This window comes from Roseateles rivi, from assembly GCF_043555845.1.
In the GTDB taxonomy this organism is placed as follows: domain Bacteria; phylum Pseudomonadota; class Gammaproteobacteria; order Burkholderiales; family Burkholderiaceae_C; genus Roseateles; species Roseateles rivi.
This window is the reverse complement of record NZ_JBIGHZ010000002.1, coordinates 354,714-370,459: the sequence shown is the minus strand read 5'-3', so window position 1 is coordinate 370,459 and position 15,746 is coordinate 354,714. Positions and strand designations below refer to the sequence as shown.

At 61.9% G+C, this 15,746-nt stretch carries 14 protein-coding genes; 3 read left to right on the top strand and 11 right to left on the bottom strand.

The features are described 5' to 3' along the window. Nucleotides 1-85 precede the first annotated feature (85 nt). The 8 genes from ACG0Z6_RS05705 to ACG0Z6_RS05670 form a co-directional block, all read right to left on the bottom strand. Nucleotides 86-517 (bottom strand): PIN domain nuclease, encoded by a 432-nt coding sequence (locus ACG0Z6_RS05705; RefSeq protein WP_394459350.1) that lies wholly within the window; start codon nucleotides 515-517, stop codon nucleotides 86-88. Beyond that, a complete protein-coding gene (locus tag ACG0Z6_RS05700; RefSeq protein ID WP_394459348.1) occupies nucleotides 514-858 on the bottom strand; it encodes a hypothetical protein in 345 nt (114 codons plus the stop codon). The genes ACG0Z6_RS05705 and ACG0Z6_RS05700 overlap by 4 nt, the downstream gene beginning before the upstream one ends. Nucleotides 859-899: 41 nt before the next feature. Beyond that, nucleotides 900-1,424 (bottom strand): GNAT family N-acetyltransferase, encoded by a 525-nt coding sequence (locus ACG0Z6_RS05695; RefSeq protein WP_394459346.1) that lies wholly within the window; start codon nucleotides 1,422-1,424, stop codon nucleotides 900-902. A gap of 96 nt (nucleotides 1,425-1,520) precedes the next feature. Beyond that, nucleotides 1,521-2,258, bottom strand: a complete 738-nt coding sequence (locus tag ACG0Z6_RS05690; RefSeq protein ID WP_394459344.1) for a 3'-5' exonuclease — start codon at nucleotides 2,256-2,258, stop codon at nucleotides 1,521-1,523. Continuing rightward, nucleotides 2,255-2,581 (bottom strand): nucleotide pyrophosphohydrolase, encoded by a 327-nt coding sequence (locus ACG0Z6_RS05685; RefSeq protein ID WP_394459342.1) that lies wholly within the window; start codon nucleotides 2,579-2,581, stop codon nucleotides 2,255-2,257. The genes ACG0Z6_RS05690 and ACG0Z6_RS05685 overlap by 4 nt, the downstream gene beginning before the upstream one ends. 46 nt (nucleotides 2,582-2,627) lie before the next feature. Further along, nucleotides 2,628-2,891: a hypothetical protein gene (locus ACG0Z6_RS05680; RefSeq protein WP_394459340.1), complete on the bottom strand. Its 264-nt coding sequence runs from the start codon at nucleotides 2,889-2,891 to the stop codon at nucleotides 2,628-2,630. 46 nt (nucleotides 2,892-2,937) lie between these two features. Continuing rightward, nucleotides 2,938-3,573: a 7-carboxy-7-deazaguanine synthase gene (gene queE, locus ACG0Z6_RS05675; protein WP_394459338.1), complete on the bottom strand. Its 636-nt coding sequence runs from the start codon at nucleotides 3,571-3,573 to the stop codon at nucleotides 2,938-2,940. 16 nt (nucleotides 3,574-3,589) lie between these two features. After that, on the bottom strand, nucleotides 3,590-4,693 hold the full coding sequence (locus tag ACG0Z6_RS05670; protein ID WP_394459336.1) for a 6-carboxytetrahydropterin synthase: 1,104 nt from the start codon (nucleotides 4,691-4,693) through the stop codon (nucleotides 3,590-3,592). Between the two features lie 427 nt (nucleotides 4,694-5,120). On the opposite strand from ACG0Z6_RS05670, the gene ACG0Z6_RS05665 reads away from it, so the two are divergent. From ACG0Z6_RS05665 to ACG0Z6_RS05655, 3 genes are all read left to right on the top strand, one after another. Beyond that, complete coding sequence (locus ACG0Z6_RS05665; protein ID WP_394459334.1) at nucleotides 5,121-6,044, top strand: LysR family transcriptional regulator; 924 nt, start codon at nucleotides 5,121-5,123, stop codon at nucleotides 6,042-6,044. A 113-nt stretch (nucleotides 6,045-6,157) separates the two neighbouring features. After that, the gene (locus ACG0Z6_RS05660) at nucleotides 6,158-6,547 is read left to right on the top strand and encodes a hypothetical protein (RefSeq protein ID WP_394459332.1); all 390 of its coding nucleotides are present in this window, start codon (nucleotides 6,158-6,160) and stop codon (nucleotides 6,545-6,547) included. A 6-nt stretch (nucleotides 6,548-6,553) separates the two neighbouring features. Further along, nucleotides 6,554-7,189, top strand: a complete 636-nt coding sequence (locus ACG0Z6_RS05655) for an exopolysaccharide biosynthesis protein (RefSeq protein WP_394459330.1) — start codon at nucleotides 6,554-6,556, stop codon at nucleotides 7,187-7,189. A 70-nt stretch (nucleotides 7,190-7,259) separates the two neighbouring features. Here the strand turns inward: ACG0Z6_RS05655 and ACG0Z6_RS05650 are convergent, their stop codons facing one another. From ACG0Z6_RS05650 to ACG0Z6_RS05640, 3 genes are all read right to left on the bottom strand, one after another. Then, the gene (locus ACG0Z6_RS05650) at nucleotides 7,260-10,004 is read right to left on the bottom strand and encodes a TonB-dependent receptor (protein WP_394459328.1); all 2,745 of its coding nucleotides are present in this window, start codon (nucleotides 10,002-10,004) and stop codon (nucleotides 7,260-7,262) included. A gap of 304 nt (nucleotides 10,005-10,308) precedes the next feature. Beyond that, complete coding sequence (locus tag ACG0Z6_RS05645; protein ID WP_394459326.1) at nucleotides 10,309-13,167, bottom strand: TonB-dependent receptor domain-containing protein; 2,859 nt, start codon at nucleotides 13,165-13,167, stop codon at nucleotides 10,309-10,311. A 236-nt stretch (nucleotides 13,168-13,403) separates the two neighbouring features. After that, nucleotides 13,404-15,596 carry a malate synthase G gene (locus ACG0Z6_RS05640; RefSeq protein ID WP_394459324.1) on the bottom strand — a complete coding sequence of 731 codons (2,193 nt, stop codon included), beginning with the start codon at nucleotides 15,594-15,596 and terminating at the stop codon, nucleotides 13,404-13,406. Nucleotides 15,597-15,746 lie beyond the last annotated feature (150 nt).

Here is a 15,746-nt window from a genome sequence, read left to right as displayed (position 1 = left end):
AGCCCTGCATAGCGCCGGGCAATGTATCAGCAGGATTCGTGAAGAATTTCACAAATTGCGGCTGATCGCTCCAGATATTTCCGCATCACCCCAGCAACAGCGCCAAACCCTCGTCCACGCTCAGCGGTGGCCCCAGGCGGCGCACCTCAGCTGCACGGGCGCGGCTGGCCCACTGCTGCAGATCAGCGTCGTTGCTGACCCAGCAGTCCGCCTCCCCTTGCAGAGCCAAAGCCAACAGCTCAGCCTGCGCTGGATCTAAACCTGCTCGTGGCGTCACTTGGGTGTTGACCACTTCCGCGTATGGCAAAAAGTCCGCCAGCAGCTCCTGCTGCTGCGTGGCAGACAAGCCCCAGCCCGGATAGGCCAGCGCGCGGATGAGGCGCTGTGCATGGCTGGCTTGCACCAGCGGCACGCAGTGCCGGTGCTGCCAGCTCTGGCGCAGCCGCTGAGCCACGCTGTCGGTGCACAGCAAGGCGCGCAGCACCAAGGCCACGTCCCAAGCAACACGCCGACTCATGGCTTGGCTGCCGTGCGTGTACCGCGCCCCGCTGCAGCCTTGCGGCTGAGCTTGGGCGCTGCAACCACTGCCTTGGTCGTCGGTTTGGCAGCGCCTTTGGGCTTGGCAACCGCCACGGGGGTCGACGCCGCTTTGGTGCGACGCGCAGACTGGCCCTCCAGCGCAGGCACCCAGGCCAAGGCCTGATGCAAAGTCTGCTCGTCGATAGAGAGCTCGGCCAGTTTGGCACGCACGGCGTCGCCACGCTGGATACGAACGGGCGTCAATATCACCTGCCCCGCTTGCACCTGCACTTCGAAGTACTGCACCGCACCGAGTTTGTCGGTCACGGCTTTGGGCAAGGTCAGTTGATTTTTGGAAGTCAGCTTAGCCAGCACTGGGTTCAACCACCCAAAACTGAGCGCTGCAGGCGCAGCTGGTTGAGGGACTTGCCTTCAACGTTGACGGCTTTGACGGAGTCGAGCTCACGCTCGAAACCCGCAGCTTCGAAAAAACGCAGTGCGCGGAGGTTGTCCTCGTAGGTCCACAGCGTCATCTTGGTGCAGCCTTCTTCCTGCAGACCATCGCGGGCAGCCTGAACCAAAGCTTGGCCCACGCCTTTGTCCCAGTGCTGGGGCGCGGCATAGACGGCCCAGATTTCACCGGTGGTGGAGGGTGTGCCCCTGTCACGTGAGCGGTCAAAGCCCACAAATCCCATAGGTTCGTTGTCCACATGAGCCACCAGCAATTGGGGCTCACACATCTGAATGGCTTCACGCCAATAGGCTTGGCGCTGAGCAATCGAAAGATTGTTCAAAGCGACATCAGGCCAAAAGCCCTTGTAGGCGTCCTGCGCAGCAGCCACCTGAATTTGGGCGATAGCTTTGGCATCGCGCAGCGTGGCCGGACGGATCTCAATACTCGACATAGCGAACAGCAGGCAGCAAAAAGCAAAGGGCGAGATTTTCCCTGCCAAAGTGCAAAAAACGAGCACTTGACAGGGCGAAATTTGCTTGCCTCATTGTCAGCACGCGCTTTGCGTGCGATCAGCGCACAAAACACTCTGACTGGTGTCGATCTGCGCCTGTGTACGGCGGACTGATTGCACATAACCGGCCACGCAGCGCGGCCACTGCGGCAGGGCCACAGCCTGCAGCCGTGCCAGCAATTCGTGGCTCACGGGCAGGTCTTGCAGCTGGGTTTGGAACTGTTGGGCAAGGTCTTGCTGCACACGCAGCAGCAGCTCGGCCGTGGTGAGCGCGTCGGCCAAGGCGCGGTGCGCGCGGCCATGCGCTGGCAGCTGGTGGTATTGCGCCAGCGTCCCGAGCTTGCAGTTGGGCGACTCGGGATAGAGCTTTCGCGACAAGCGCACGGTGCACGCAAACTCCGGCACCGGCAGCGTGGGGCCGGCCAAACCGGCGTGCTGCAGCTCGGCAGCCCAAACGCTGCGATCAAAGGCCGCGTTGTGCGCCACAAGACCGCAGTTGTGGGCAAATTCCAGGGCTTGCGCCATGACTTGCGCGGCGGCGGGCGCCGACTCGAGCATGGCTTCGTCAATGCCTGTGAGCTGGCGCACAAAGGGCGTGATGGCAACGCCGGTGAACATCAGGCTCTGAAAGTGGTCTTGAATCTCACCACGGTGCACGCGCACCATGGCAATTTCGGTGGCCCGCCCGCCCCCTTGTGGGCTCTGCCCGGTGGTTTCGAAGTCGATCACCACCATGGGCCGCTCACCCCACAGGCCCATCGCCGCCTCACTCATGCCGAGCCTGCTCCCTCTGCCACGGGGTATTTGCGGGCATTGAGCAGCAGCTTGCGCTCCACCGCTGCGTCCACGTCCACGCCGCATTGGTCGGCAATTTGCACCAGGTAGAGCAAGACATCGGCCACCTCTTCGCCCAGATGTTGGCGTGTGTCCTCGTCCAGGGCTGCCGATTCTTCGGCCGTCTTCCACTGAAAAATTTCCAGCAACTCAGCGGCCTCCACCACCATGGCCATGGCCAGGTTTTTGGGCGTTTGGTAGGGCTGCCATTGCCGCTGTGCGGCGAAGTGGCGCAGTCGCTGCTGCAGTTGCTCGATGTCCATGGCAGCCAGTGTGCCTGGGTGAACCCTGGGGGCTCAAGCGTCATCTTCAAAGCCGCAGCATGGCAACCACGCCACAGGAATTTTTGCGCCGCTGGTTTTCAACATCAAAGGTATATCTAAACACTTGGTAGTCTTGGTAGAGGGCACTGTTTTCTGTGGATAAGCCTGAAATCACCTTCAAAAACAGGGCCTTAGCCATGAACAAACCTTGTGGGTGGAGGTCGGCTTTGGCGGCGAACAGCTCAACAACAAGCGCGCCGCAAACCCGCTGGCCTGTGCACAACAGGGCACTTGTTCGAAAGTTGCCCACAGAGTTGTGCCTTTACAGGCGCTGGCGCTTGTGCGTGGGGAGCTTTTCAGTCGATGCCCAGCACCTTGTGCATCTGCATTGACAGGCGCCATTGCGGGTGGCTCATGCAATAGGCCACGGCCTGGCGGGCGTGTTCGCGCTGCAGGGGGGAGTCCAGCGGCTGCAGGAAAAAGTGCTGGAAATCCAAGCCCTCAAAGCGCTCGGGCTGGGCCAAAGCCTGGGGGTAGACGAGTTTGAGCTCGTGCCCGCGGGTGAGCACCAACTCCGCATCGGCCTTGGGGCTGACGCAAATCCAGTCCAGACCTTCGGGCGCGGGTTGCGTGCCGTTGGTTTCCACCGCCACCTCAAAACCGCGCTCGTGCAGGGCCTGGATGAGCGGGCTGTCGAGTTGCAGCAGCGGTTCGCCGCCGGTGCACACCACGTAGGGGCGTCCGCTGCTGTGGGCAGGCCAGAGGCGCGCCACGGCATCGGCCAGTGCTTGAGCATCGGCAAATTTACCGCCGCCCTGGCCATCGGTACCGACGAAATCGGTGTCGCAAAACGAGCAGATGGCGCGGCTGCGGTCTTGCTCGCGGCCACTCCACAAATTGCAGCCCGCAAAACGGCAGAACACCGCGGCCCGACCGGCCTGGGCGCCCTCGCCTTGCAGGGTGTAGAACATTTCCTTGACGCTGTAGCTCATGACGCGGCGCCCTTTTTCAAACCGGAATCAGCGCGTCCAGCGCGCCATGGCTGGCAATGGCGCCGCAGCCGCGTGTCTCGTAGAGGTCCACGCGCTCGAGTTCGGGCAGCGTGAGCGCCGCTTGGCCCAGCACCCACTGCGCCAGGCTGGCGGTGTCGGCATCGCCCAGACCCGCCAGGGCATTGAGCGGGTGGTGATCGAGGGCTTTGAACAGCGGGTTGAAGCGCTCTTTCACATCGCCAAAGTCCACCGTCCAGCCCATGAGGGCGTCGAGTTCCGCGCCCAAGTGCAGGCGCAGCGTGAAGGTGTGGCCGTGCAAACCCGCCAGAGGATGTTGGCTTGGTGCGCGCTGCAGTTGCACGGCGCTGTCCAAGGTGAATTCTTTCCAGATGCGGTAGCGCTGACCGTCGAAGTTGGCGCCGCTGGAGCCGGTTTCGTACACCGTCACCCAAGACAGCTCGGGCAGCTGGGGTTTGAGTTTTTCCCACAGCCAGGAGGACACCAGCTCGCTGGTGGGATTGCTCAGACCGTCGATGTCGTTGAGGCAGCGGTAGTTGAGCTGGAAGTACAGCGGCGCCCAGAGTTCGTCGAGGTGGTCGTAGTCCACCGCCAAGTCGCGCTCGCCCAGGTCTTGATTGGCGTGCAGGATGACTTCAAAACCATGGCCGTGCATGCGGCCGCATTTGTGTCCGGCTGGCACATGGGGCAGCTGGTGCGCGGCTTGAAAACGGTAGCGGCGCCAGACATGGGCTTGGCCGCTGGCGTCCAGATCCACCCCGCCGTGCGCGGTGCTTTGCACGCCCACTTGCAAGATGCCGGGCACCTCGAAGTCTTGAGTCAGACGTTGGCGAATCCAGCGCGCAATGTTTTCGTCCGTGGGCTGGGCCATGTGTTGGTTGAGCAGCGCGTGGTCCAGCGGTGCCACGCAAGCTTCCATGCGCTGGCGCAATTCCTGCACCTCAGCACCAGGAAAAGGCGCCCAACCTGGAGGAATTTCGGCCCTGACGGTGGCGAAGTAGCTGTGCCCGTGAAGGCCGCGTGCGCGGTGTCCGGGTGGCAAGGCGTCGATCTGACAAGCCGACTCAAAGCCAGCCGAGGCGGTGAACAAAAAAGCAGACATGAAAACGGGGGCTCAGCCGCCCTTTGGGGCGGCGGCAAATCAGCAAAACCGCAGTGTGACACGCGCTCTCTTTGTTAGTTGTATTCAAGTAATCTCAATAGTCGTATTAGTAGGCGCAGGCTGTTTCTGTGGACAAGTCAAGAATCCTGTTTCAATTCAAGCACTTGCAAAACAGACAAGCATGTTGGTGGAGGCGGGACTCGGCCGCTGCAAGCCAGACAACAACTTGCCGCCACGGCCCTGGCCTGTGCATAAGCCCCCAGTTGTTCCTGAACAATTCACAGCTTTACCCACAGGGGTGTTCGGGCCAGATTCAGGGCCTGGATTTGCGCCGCCCATTGAGGCGAGTCGTGGCGTGCGACATCGGGCCGCGACTGCGCCATGCAGGGCGTAGACTTCGCCCCGACTTGCACTAGGGACCCAAGCCATGAGCCATCTGAACTACCGACATCTGCATTACTTCTGGGTGGTGGCCAAGGAAGGCGGGCTGGCGCGTGCCGCCGACCGCCTGGGCATGGCGGTGCAGACGGTCAGTGCGCAGGTCAAATCGCTGGAGCAGGCCCTGGGCCACCAGCTCTTCAAGCCCTCGGGCCGCAAACTGGTGTTGACCGAGGCCGGTCAGGCCGCTTTCACGCGCGCCGAGGAAATTTTTCAAATCGGCCAGCGCATTCCTGAGGAAGTGCACCAAGCCGCGACGGCCGAGACGCTGCGTCTCTCCGTGGGGCTGTCCGACGGCATTTCCAAGCTCGCGGCGCATGCGCTGCTGGAGCCCGTGCTGGAGGCCAACTCGCTCAAGCTGGTTTGCCACGAGGGCGAGGTCGAGCACCTGCTCTCCGAACTGGCCCTGCACCACCTGGACTTGGTTCTGACCTGTCAGCCCGCGCCACCCAACCCCAATCTGCGCCTGACCAGCAGCCGCATTGCCGATTCGGCCGTGGACTGGTGGGGCCCCGCCAATATGGTGCGGCCCTTCCACCAGAACAACTTCCCGGCCTGTCTGAACGAGCTGCCCGTGCTGCTGCCCACGCGCCATGCTGTGTTGCGAGCCTCGGTGGAGCGCTGGTTCGAGCAGCAAGGGCTGCGTCCGCGCATCGTGGGCGAGTTTGAAGACAGCGCGCTCATGGCCGTGTTTGCCAGCCGTGGCCTGGGCGTTTTTCCCTTGAGCCGACTGGGTGGCGGCAAAGCCGACGGCGGCCTGATGGGCCAGCTCAGCCTGCTGGGCCACAGCGAAGACCTGCGCGAAGAGGTCTACGCCATCCGCTCGCGGCGCAGCCAACACCACCCGCTGGTGCAGCGCGTGCTGGCCAGTGCGGGTGTGGGCAGCACGGAAACTACGGCTGAAGCTGAGTAGTCAATCCGCTTCCCCCAAGTTTTGACTGAGCAGTCATCCCCACGGAGCTGATGTTTTGTGTCCCGCGCAGGCCCTAAGGTGCCGGGCTTGCAATTCATCACCTGGGGAAAACCATGAAAGCCTTGATCTGGGGCCTGTGCGCCGTGTTGGTACTGCTGTGGAGCGGCAGCTGCTGGGTCTTGGGCGCGCTCTTGGCCTGGGGAGCCAGCGCGCTGGCTCAGGGCGATATTGCGCAAATGGGTCAGGCTGCAGCCAGCTGGCCCATGCCCGAGTGGATGGGCTTTTGGATTGACGCCGACATGGTCAAGTCCCTGCAGCAATGGCTGCAGTGGGTGCTGGACACCAGCAAGGACAGCCTGCCCTGGTTGGGTTCGGCCCTGTCATGGCTGAGCCCGCTGGTGTGGCTGCTGTGGGGCTTGGGCCTGCTGGCTTTGTTGGCACTCGCAGCGGTGGCGCACTTCCTGGTGGGCCGCGCCATGCGCTTGCCAACACGCATGGGGTGAGCCGCCATGCCCAGTTTCAGACGCCATGACCCAGCCTGCCAGCTTGCGCTGCGCTTTCGCAAAGCATCGCGCCAACACCAGGCACAGCAAGAACGCTCCCTGACGCTGGAGGATTTGCTGCAACTCCACGGCCAAGCCTCGGCCGCCGTGGTGCTGATGCTGGTGGCCATGGCCAGCGTTATGCCCATTGCAGGCATTGGCACGGCGCTGAGTTTGGTCATCTTCGTGCTGGCCTGGCGTTGGCAGCGCAGCGGCAGCGAAGCCGTGCTGCCCCAGCGCGTGGCACAGACCCGCATCAACCCCCTCTGGACGGGACGCAGTCTCAAAGCCCTGGCCTGGATGTACGCCAGCGCCGGGCGCTTGATGAACCCGCGCTGGCAAGTCCTGCTGCACCGCCGCGCCACGCCGTGGTGGAGTGCATTCATCGCGCTCATGGGCTTTGTCATCCTGCTGCCCCTGCCCTTTGGCAATGTGCTGCCAGCGCTGAGCCTGATGTTGTTGTCCCTGGGCTGGATGTTTCGCGACGGGCTGACCTTGATGCTGGCCGCTGCCACCGGCAGCGGTGCCGTGGCCGTGATGCTGGCCCTGGGCCATTTGGCTGTGGATGCGGTGCAGCGCGCAGCAGCATGGCTGCCATTTTGAAATTGTCAGACAGACAACCATGAAAAAAGCGGGCATCAAGCCCGCTTTTTTTTTTGCAGTATCAGCGTCCTCAGAAGGAATAGCTGGCGTTCAGGTAGAAGGTCCGGCCCTTGGGGTCTGCATAACGTGGGTCGTAACCCACTTGGTGACCTGACGAATCACGCAGCGTCAGGGGGGGCGCAACATTCAAGAGATTGTTGATACCGACACGCAAATCCAAGGACTTGTTGAACTTGTAACCGGTTTGCCAGTCCATGGTGGAGTAGTCAGGAACATCAAGCTGAACCTTGACGGTACTCTTGGTGGCCACATCACGGACATTTTGACTGATGTCCTTGTAGCCGTTTCTCCATTTCAAGGTCAGAGCATGGGTCCAAGCTCCAGACTCATACTTGAAGGTACCACGCAGAATATTTCTGAACGACACGGCATTGTTTTCACCGTACTTGTTCATGCTGTCGGTCCAGTCGTTATCCGTGCCAGGACGGGTGTACGAAGACTTCAGCAAGTGAGTACCTGTTAGGCCCACAGTGATTTTTGCATCAGAGGCAGCAAAGCGTGCAATGACATCCCAATCCACACCGCTGTTGACGGTTCTGCCGATGTTCAAAGAGCTGGAAATGAAGGCGTAGTATTCCTGGGTTTCTGCCGGTGTCTTGAATTTTGTGAAGAGGTTGGCGTATTTCGTTGGATCCGAAAATGCCTGCTTTTCAGAGACCCCGCTTACAGCGTCTTTGATGTTGACTCGCCAATAGTCAGCACCAAACCCAAAATTGTTGCTGGGCTCGAAACGGAAACCGTAGGTCCACTGTGTCGACTTCTCAGGCTTGAGCGCTGCGTTGCCACCAGAAAGAACGCTGTACTGCAATTTGCCGGGTTTGCAGAAGTCGGTGCCGGGGTAGGGGCAGTCGTAGCTGGCTGCGGTGACACCTGCGCTGACCAAAGGCTGGGCAATGTCCAACATGGACGGTGCCTTGAAGCCAGTGCCGTAGGAGGTTCTCAGCAGCAGCTGGTTCGAAACCTGATAGCGGCCAGCAAGTTTGTAAGTACTAGCACTCATGCTCTTGCCAATGGTGCTGTTGGTGGTGGCGTCCTTGATGGCGCTGACGGTGTCGTAGCGCAAGGACCCAGTGACCTCAATGCCCTTGAAGAGCGGGGCCACCAACTCAGTGAACACGCCGGCATTGCTGCGGCTCATGTCATATTGGGGTGAGGGGGACAGGTTGTAAATGATGCCGTTGGCGGCATCAACACTGGGGTCTTGCGAGTAGTTGTATTGGCGATAGTCAGCACCCACACCCATGCTTACCGTGCCAGCAGGGAGCTTGAACAAATCACCAGAAGCACGGGCATCCACACCCTTGAGCGTTGTTTTCGCTGTGCGGATGGAGCCGTGGTAAATCGAGTCAGCCATGGCCTTTTGGGTGGCTTCGGACTGCTTTCCTGGCAAATCAAAGGGATCAAATGCGACGGCCTTAACCAGGTCTGTAAATTCCTTGGTCTTGAAATAGCCGCCAACGTATTGTTCATTGATTGCGTTTTGCGACCAGGTGAACGCAGAGTTCACGTTCCAGTTGCCAATATCAAGTTCACCGCCAAGCACCACATGTTTAGAGTCGGTGATGGTTTCTGAGTCACGAGTACCAAAATCCACACCGCGGTAGGAGGCGCTGATGGTGTTGATGTTGGCCAGCTGATTGGCTGTCAGATTGGGTTTGATGTATTTGTCGAAATACACGCCCGAACTCGGAATGGCGACAGGCACCGGGTTGGGGGCAATTCTGGCAATCAAATCCAGACGGGAGTAGGCCACATCGGAAAACAGCTTGAGATTGCTGGTGGCTTGCAGCTGACCGGACAGGTACAAAGAGTCGCGTTTCGATTCCGGGTAGATGTCGATGGTGCTGACAAAGTCAAAGGCACAGCTCTGTGTGATGGCGTTTGCGGTGGTGGCGTTGTTCAGGCTGTAGTAGTTGTTCGGCGCACACTCGCCATTGACCTTTTGATAAGGGTTGAAAGAGTAGCTGGGAATATTGCTACCCTTTTTGAAGGTCACCGTGGCATTGGCGGGTACGGCAGAGGTGCTGGTCCGATCGTAAATATAGTCACGGCCATCGTTTTGGAAGCGCAAATATGAGGTTTTGGCGAAATCGCGTTCGCCGGACTTCATGGGGCGCTGGTCGTCGTGGCGGTAGGTGGCCACCAGGCTGAAGCGGTCGGTCTCAATATTGCCCAGGCCGTAGGTCAGGCTGAGGTTGCCAGACTTGCCACCACCTTGCTGAGGCGCGTCCATCTGCGCCGTGATGTTGCCGCCGGTGTGATTACGCTTGAGCACAAAGTTCACCACGCCGGCAATGGCGTCCGAACCGTAGAGCGCCGAGGCACCGTCGGTCAGTACTTCCACGCGCTCAATGGCGCTCATGGGAATAGCGTTGAGGTTGATGGTCGAGCCCGAACCCGTGGGGGCAATGCGTCGGCCATTGAGCAGCACCAGGGTGTAGGACGCGCCGATATCGTGCAGAGAGACGGTGGCAATACCGCCTGAGTTGGTGCCGATGGCAGTGTCGGCAACTTGGAAGCCCTGCATGGAGGGCAGCTTTTGCACCACTTCGGCCACGCTGGTCGCACCCGAAGCACGGATCTGTTCAGCACTCACCACCTGCACAGGCAGGGCACCTTCGCTGGCAATGCGCTTGATGCTCGAGCCGGTGATTTCAACGCGCTCCAGCTTGTTCTCTTGCGCGTGTCCAGAGAGGGCATAGGCCGTGCCCAACATCAGGCAAACAGCACGTCCAACGACGGTTGTACGAAACATGAGGGTTCTCCACTCAAAAGGTTGCCGTAGGGACAGTTTTGTTGTCCCCACCTTGCCCGGCCGAATGACTGGCTGATGACGTGAGTGCCGGGAGGGGGCGTATGGTTGCAAAGGGTGCAAGCAACAAATCCAGGGTTAGCCCTTGACCTGAAAGTGCGAACCCCGCGTGTTGGGGGGGCTCTGGGCTCAAAGCGAGGACCTTGTCGCAGGCCTGCAACGTGACGTGGCGCTGTTTGGCAAGGTCAAAGAAACGAACGGGGACAGAGCCCCGCCCGGCACAGCGATCGACTAGAAAAGTCTTGGCTCAGTACGACAAAGTCAGACCCAGCGAGTAGTAACGCCCCACCACGTCGTAGCTCTGCGGGAAGGTGTTGCCGCTGTTGCCGCCCGTGGTGCCAATGGTGTTGCCCACATTGGGGGCTTGGGTGTTGAAGGCGTTGTTGATGCTGAGGTTCAGGCGCAGGTTTTTGGTGGCGCGCCAGGAGGCGTTGAGGTCCACATAGTCGTAGGCCTTGATGCGGCTGAAGGCGGGCAGGAAGTTGGTGCCGCCGGGTTCTTCAACCACGTCGTCCACATGGCGCCAGTTGTAGCCCAGCGACCAGTCGCCCCGGCGCCAGGTGGCGCGCTGGGTCCATTTGGATTTGTAGTTCGGACCCTCGCAGGCCACGCTGTAGTAGCCCAGGCAGTCGCGCACCACGGAGCTGGGGGTGGACTGGCTCTTGTAGACGTTTTGCTGGTTGGCCAGCAGGCTCAGATCCAGGGCGCCCATGGCGCCGAGTTTGAGCTGGTAGTACACACCCAGATCAACGCCAGACACCCATTGCTTGCCCAGATTAGATTTGGGCGTGACCACGCCGGGCGCATCAGCACCGTTGAAGGTGCCCAGCGGTCCGCGCAGCACCAGTGCGCAAGCGGCATTGAGTGCCAGCGTGGGGTTGCGCGTGGGGCTGTAGCAGTCGTCCAGGATGTCCGTCACGCTGGGGCTGGAGACGGCTTTGCTGAGGTTGATGCGGTAGTAGTCCAGTGTCAGCGTCAAGCCTTCCATGAAGCGCGGCTGGAACACCAGACCCAGGGTGGTGGTGTCAGCGACTTCAGGGCCCAGCTCCGCGTTGCCGCCGGTGCGTCGATTGATCTGGCCGGCCGATGGCTTGGGCAGATTGCCCAGCGCGGTTGCGGGTACGCCGGTGAGTCGGCACAGATTGGACAAGGTGCCCGCCGTGTTGGCCTGGGCCTGGTTGACCAAGGTTTCTTGGCAGGGATCAATCGCCAGATTGCTCAAGCCAGACACCAGTGGTGCGTACAGCTCGTTGACATTGGGTGCTCGTGTTGCGCGCTGCTGCATGGCACGCAGGCGCAGACTGTCGACAGGGGCCCATTCCGCGCCGTATTTGTAGCTGCCGTAGTTTTGCTTGCTGGAGGTGGTGAACTGCGTGTGGCGGTAGCCCAGCTCCAACCCGAGTTTTTGTGCATAGGGCTTCTTTTGCAGCAGCGGAATGCTGAGCTCGCCAAACACCTCGTCGAGCTTGAGCGTGCCGCTGCGGTCGGGCGTGGGGGCGCCGGTTCCCAGCACTTCGCCCTGGATTTGCGCGGCGGCGTCAGAGGCGTTGCTGGCGGTGACTTTGCGGTGCTCTAGACCCAGAGCCACACCAATGCTGTCTTGTGCAAAGGGGCTTTTGAAGCCACCCAAATCACCCGACACGCTGGCGGCGGCCACCAGCTGCTTGACGCTGGTGTTGACGGCGGAGTCCAAGTTCACAAACTTGGCCATCTCCGGCGTGATGCTGCCATCGGCACCCCAAAGATTGATCGGCACACAGCCATTGGCCTTGTCCAAGCACTCGGTTTTGGAGAGCGCACGCAAGGCTTGCTGTACCTTGGAGCGCGAACCCCAGTCGCCACGGGTTTGCAGCTGTGTGGCCTTGCCGCTGCTCAGGTAGCTGTCGTAGCTCCAACCCGCGGTCAAATCGCCTTTGACCCCGACAGTGGCCTGTGTGGCCTTGTTGTCGAAATCGTTAACGCGTGGGCCAAACTCTGTGAAGCGGCGCCCAATGGCCATGGGCACTTCCGTCGTGTTGCCCAACACACAGTTGGCAGCGCTGATGCCACGCACCTGGCAGATCTGCTGGCGCGCGGCGTCGGGGATGTAGGGGTTGCCAATGGGCACCTGGAACACGTTCAAGAACGTTCCCGTGGGCGCCAGGTTGGAGACCACGGTGGACTTGGTGAAGAACAGGTCCGCATAGAGCTGCACATGGTCGCTCAGCGTCACGCTGCCCAGCAGCGTGCCCTGCTTGCGATCCATGGGCGTGACGTAGTAGTTGAGCGGATTGAAGTTGTAGGAATTGAAAGGCGCGACCAGTCGCCCAGTGACGGGGTCGATTTGCACGTTGGCCAGGCTGGGCGTGCCAGCTGGAATGTTGGCCACCGAGTTGATCTGGAAGCTTGACGGGCTGCCCGTGCCTGAGCCCTGCGGCTGACCGTTGGTCGACGACAGGGATTCTTTGCCGATGTCGCGGTCTCCCTGGCGCAGTGCGTCGGTCTTGGTCACGCCCAGGCTGGCCACCAAGCTGGCGCGGCCGTCCCAGAAGTTGTGACCCACGGTCAGGTCGGCGCGCTTGCGCCCTGCATCGCGTTCTTGCGAGGTGCCGTAGCTGGTGTCCAGCTGCACGCCCGTGAAGCTGCGGTTGAGTACAAAGTTGGCCACGCCGGCCACGGCGTCAGCACCGTACACGGCCGAAGCACCGCCGGTGACCAAATCCACGCGGCGCAGCAGCGCCAGCGGAATGGCATTGGTGTCCACCTCACCGTCGAGGTTGAAGGGCACCATGCGCCGGCCGTCGATCAACACCAGCGAGCGCTGCGAGCCCAGCCCGCGCAGGTTCAGCGTGGCACCACCACCGCTGCCATTGTTGGTGCCTGGGCCAATGGCGGGCACGGCTGCGGGCAGGCCTTTGATGACTTCCTCAACCGCCACGGGTTGGCTGGAGCTGACCTCTGCCTGGCTGATGGACAGGATGGGGCTGTTGGACACCGCCCCCACCGATTTGATGCGCGTGCCCGTGACTTCCACCCGCTCCAGCTTTTCCTGCGCCTGTGCGGCACCGACGGAGACAAGGCTGGCGCACACCACCGCAGCGTGCGCAATTGGACTCAATCGAAACATGGCGACCCCTGCTAGAAAGGTTTCCTGGGAAGCGCCGTAGCGCCTTCTCCAGCAAATTCCGGAACCCTTCCAAATGGGTTGGATGGAATCCGGGGAAGGGGTCTATCCTTCCAAAATCCAAAGAACTCGAATAAGGATTAGCCCCGAGTAAGGAGGTAAGAGTCCTCTACTCAGGGGGGTAAAAGGATTCAAGATGCGAGGCCTGTCGTGAGGTGGCAACGCCTCACGAGCAGCGCTCAGTGTGCCGCTTTCACTTGAAGCCGCCAAGCATGCAGCAGGGGCTCGGTGTAGCCGCTGGGTTGTTGCAGACCTTGGAACACCAGGTCCAGCGCGGCGCGGTAAGCCGGGTGTTGGTCGAACTTCCCAGCCATGGAGCGGTAGGCCGGGTCGGCGGCGTTTTGCTGGTCCACCACGGCAGCCATGCGCTCAAAGCTGGCGTGGACTTGCGCGGCGCTGACCACACCGTGCAGCAGCCAGTTGGCGATGTGCTGGCTGGAGATGCGCAGTGTGGCGCGGTCTTCCATGAGGCCGACGCCTTTGATGTCCGGCACCTTGGAGCAGCCCACGCCCTGGTCCACCCAGCGCACCACATAGCCCAGAATGCCCTGCACGTTGTTGTCCAGCTCCTGCTGGCGCTCGCTGTCCGACCACTCGGCGCGTTCCACCACAGGAATCGAGAGCAGCTGCTCCAAGAGCGCCGGGTCTTGCGCTTGCTGGGCCTCTTGCTCCAGCGCCTGCTGCACGGCCGCGACATCCACCTGGTGGTAGTGCAGCGCGTGCAGCGTGGCCGCGGTGGGGCTGGGCACCCAGGCGGTGTTGGCCCCGGCGCGCGGGTGGGCAATTTTTTGCTCCAGCATGGCGGCCATCAGGTCGGGCATGGCCCACATGCCTTTGCCAATCTGGGCGCGGCCGCGCAGCCCCGCGCGCAGCCCGGTCAACACATTGAGCCGCTCATAGGCTTGAATCCAGGCGCTGGTTTTCATATCGCCTTTGCGCAGCATGGGGCCGGCGTGCATGGCGGTGTGCATCTCGTCGCCAGTGCGGTCCAGAAAGCCGGTGTTGATGAAGGCCACGCGGCTGCGTGCGGCGGCAATGCAGGCGGCGAGGTTCACGCTGGTGCGGCGCTCCTCGTCCATGATGCCCAGCTTGATGCTGCTGTGTGGCAGGCCCAGCAGCTGCTCCACGCGGGCAAAGAGTTCGCTGGCAAAGGCCACTTCGGCAGGCCCGTGCATCTTGGGTTTGACGATGTAGATGGAGCCCTGGCGTGAGTTCCTGAGCCCGCTGCCGCTGAGTTGCTTGAGGTCGTGCAGGGCGATCAGCGAGGTGATGACCGCGTCCATGATGCCTTCGGGGATTTCGCGGCCGTCATCCAGCAAGATGGCCGGGTTGCTCATGAGGTGGCCGACATTGCGCACAAACAGCAGCGAGCGCCCGGGCAGCACCAGCTCGCCGCCCTCGGGGCGCTGGTAGCGCCGGTCGGGGTTGAGGCGGCGCGTGAAGCGCTGGCCGCCCTTTTGCACCTCTTCGCTGAGCGTGCCGCGCAGCAGGCCCAGCCAGTTGCGGTAGCCCAGCAGTTTGTCCTCTGCGTCCACGGCGGCGACGGAATCTTCCAAGTCCAGGATGGTGGACAGCGCGGACTCCAGCACCACATCGCTGATGCCAGCGGCGTCCGCCGCACCAATGGCAGTGCTGCGGTCGAACTGCAGCTCCAGGTGCAGGCCGTGGTGGCGCAGCAGCACGGCGCTGGGCGCGGTGTCACTGCCTTGGTAGCCCACCAGCTGGCTGGGCGTGCGCAAGCCGGTGCTGCCGCCTGCGGCCAGGTCCACCACCAGCTGCCCTTGGGTCACGCGGTAGGCCGTGGCGGCTTGGTGGCTCACACCTGCCAGGGGAGCGATGTCGTCCAGGATGTGCCGCACACGCGCCACGACGGCTGCGCCGCGCACCGGGTTGTAAGCGCCGCTGCGCTCAGCACCTGCGGTTTCGGGCAGGGCATCGGTGCCGTAGAGCGCGTCGTACAGCGAGCCCCAGCGCGCATTGGCCGCGTTCAGCGCATAGCGCGCGTTGAGCAGCGGCACCACCAGCTGCGGGCCGGCTTGCTGGGCCAGCTCGTCGTCGACCTGGGTGGTGGTGGCCAGCGAGTCCTCGGGCTGCGCCACCAGATAGCCGATGCGCTGCAAAAAGCTGCGGTAGGCCGCCATGTCGCGGATCGGGCCGGGGTGGGCCTGGTGCCAGGCGTCCAGTTCGCTTTGCAAGCGCTGGCGTTCTTCCAGCAGGGCGGCGTTGCGCGGTGCCAGTGCGTGGGCCAGGGTGTCGAAACCCGCCCAAAAAGCCTCGGGCGCCACTCCCGTGCCGGGCAGCACCTCGCGGTCAATGAATTGGGCCAGTTCGGCATCGACCTTGAGGCGATGGATGCTCTGACGGGTGCGCATGATGAGTTCTCCAGCTGTTGCTCTGAAATTGGGGCGGGCGGCAAGCCACTGAAATCACTGTAGTGCGCCCCAGCGCTGGGATTGCATGGCTGCTGGGCTACACACTCCTGACGTTTTTGCACGAATCAAACAGGCTTTGGCACGGATTGC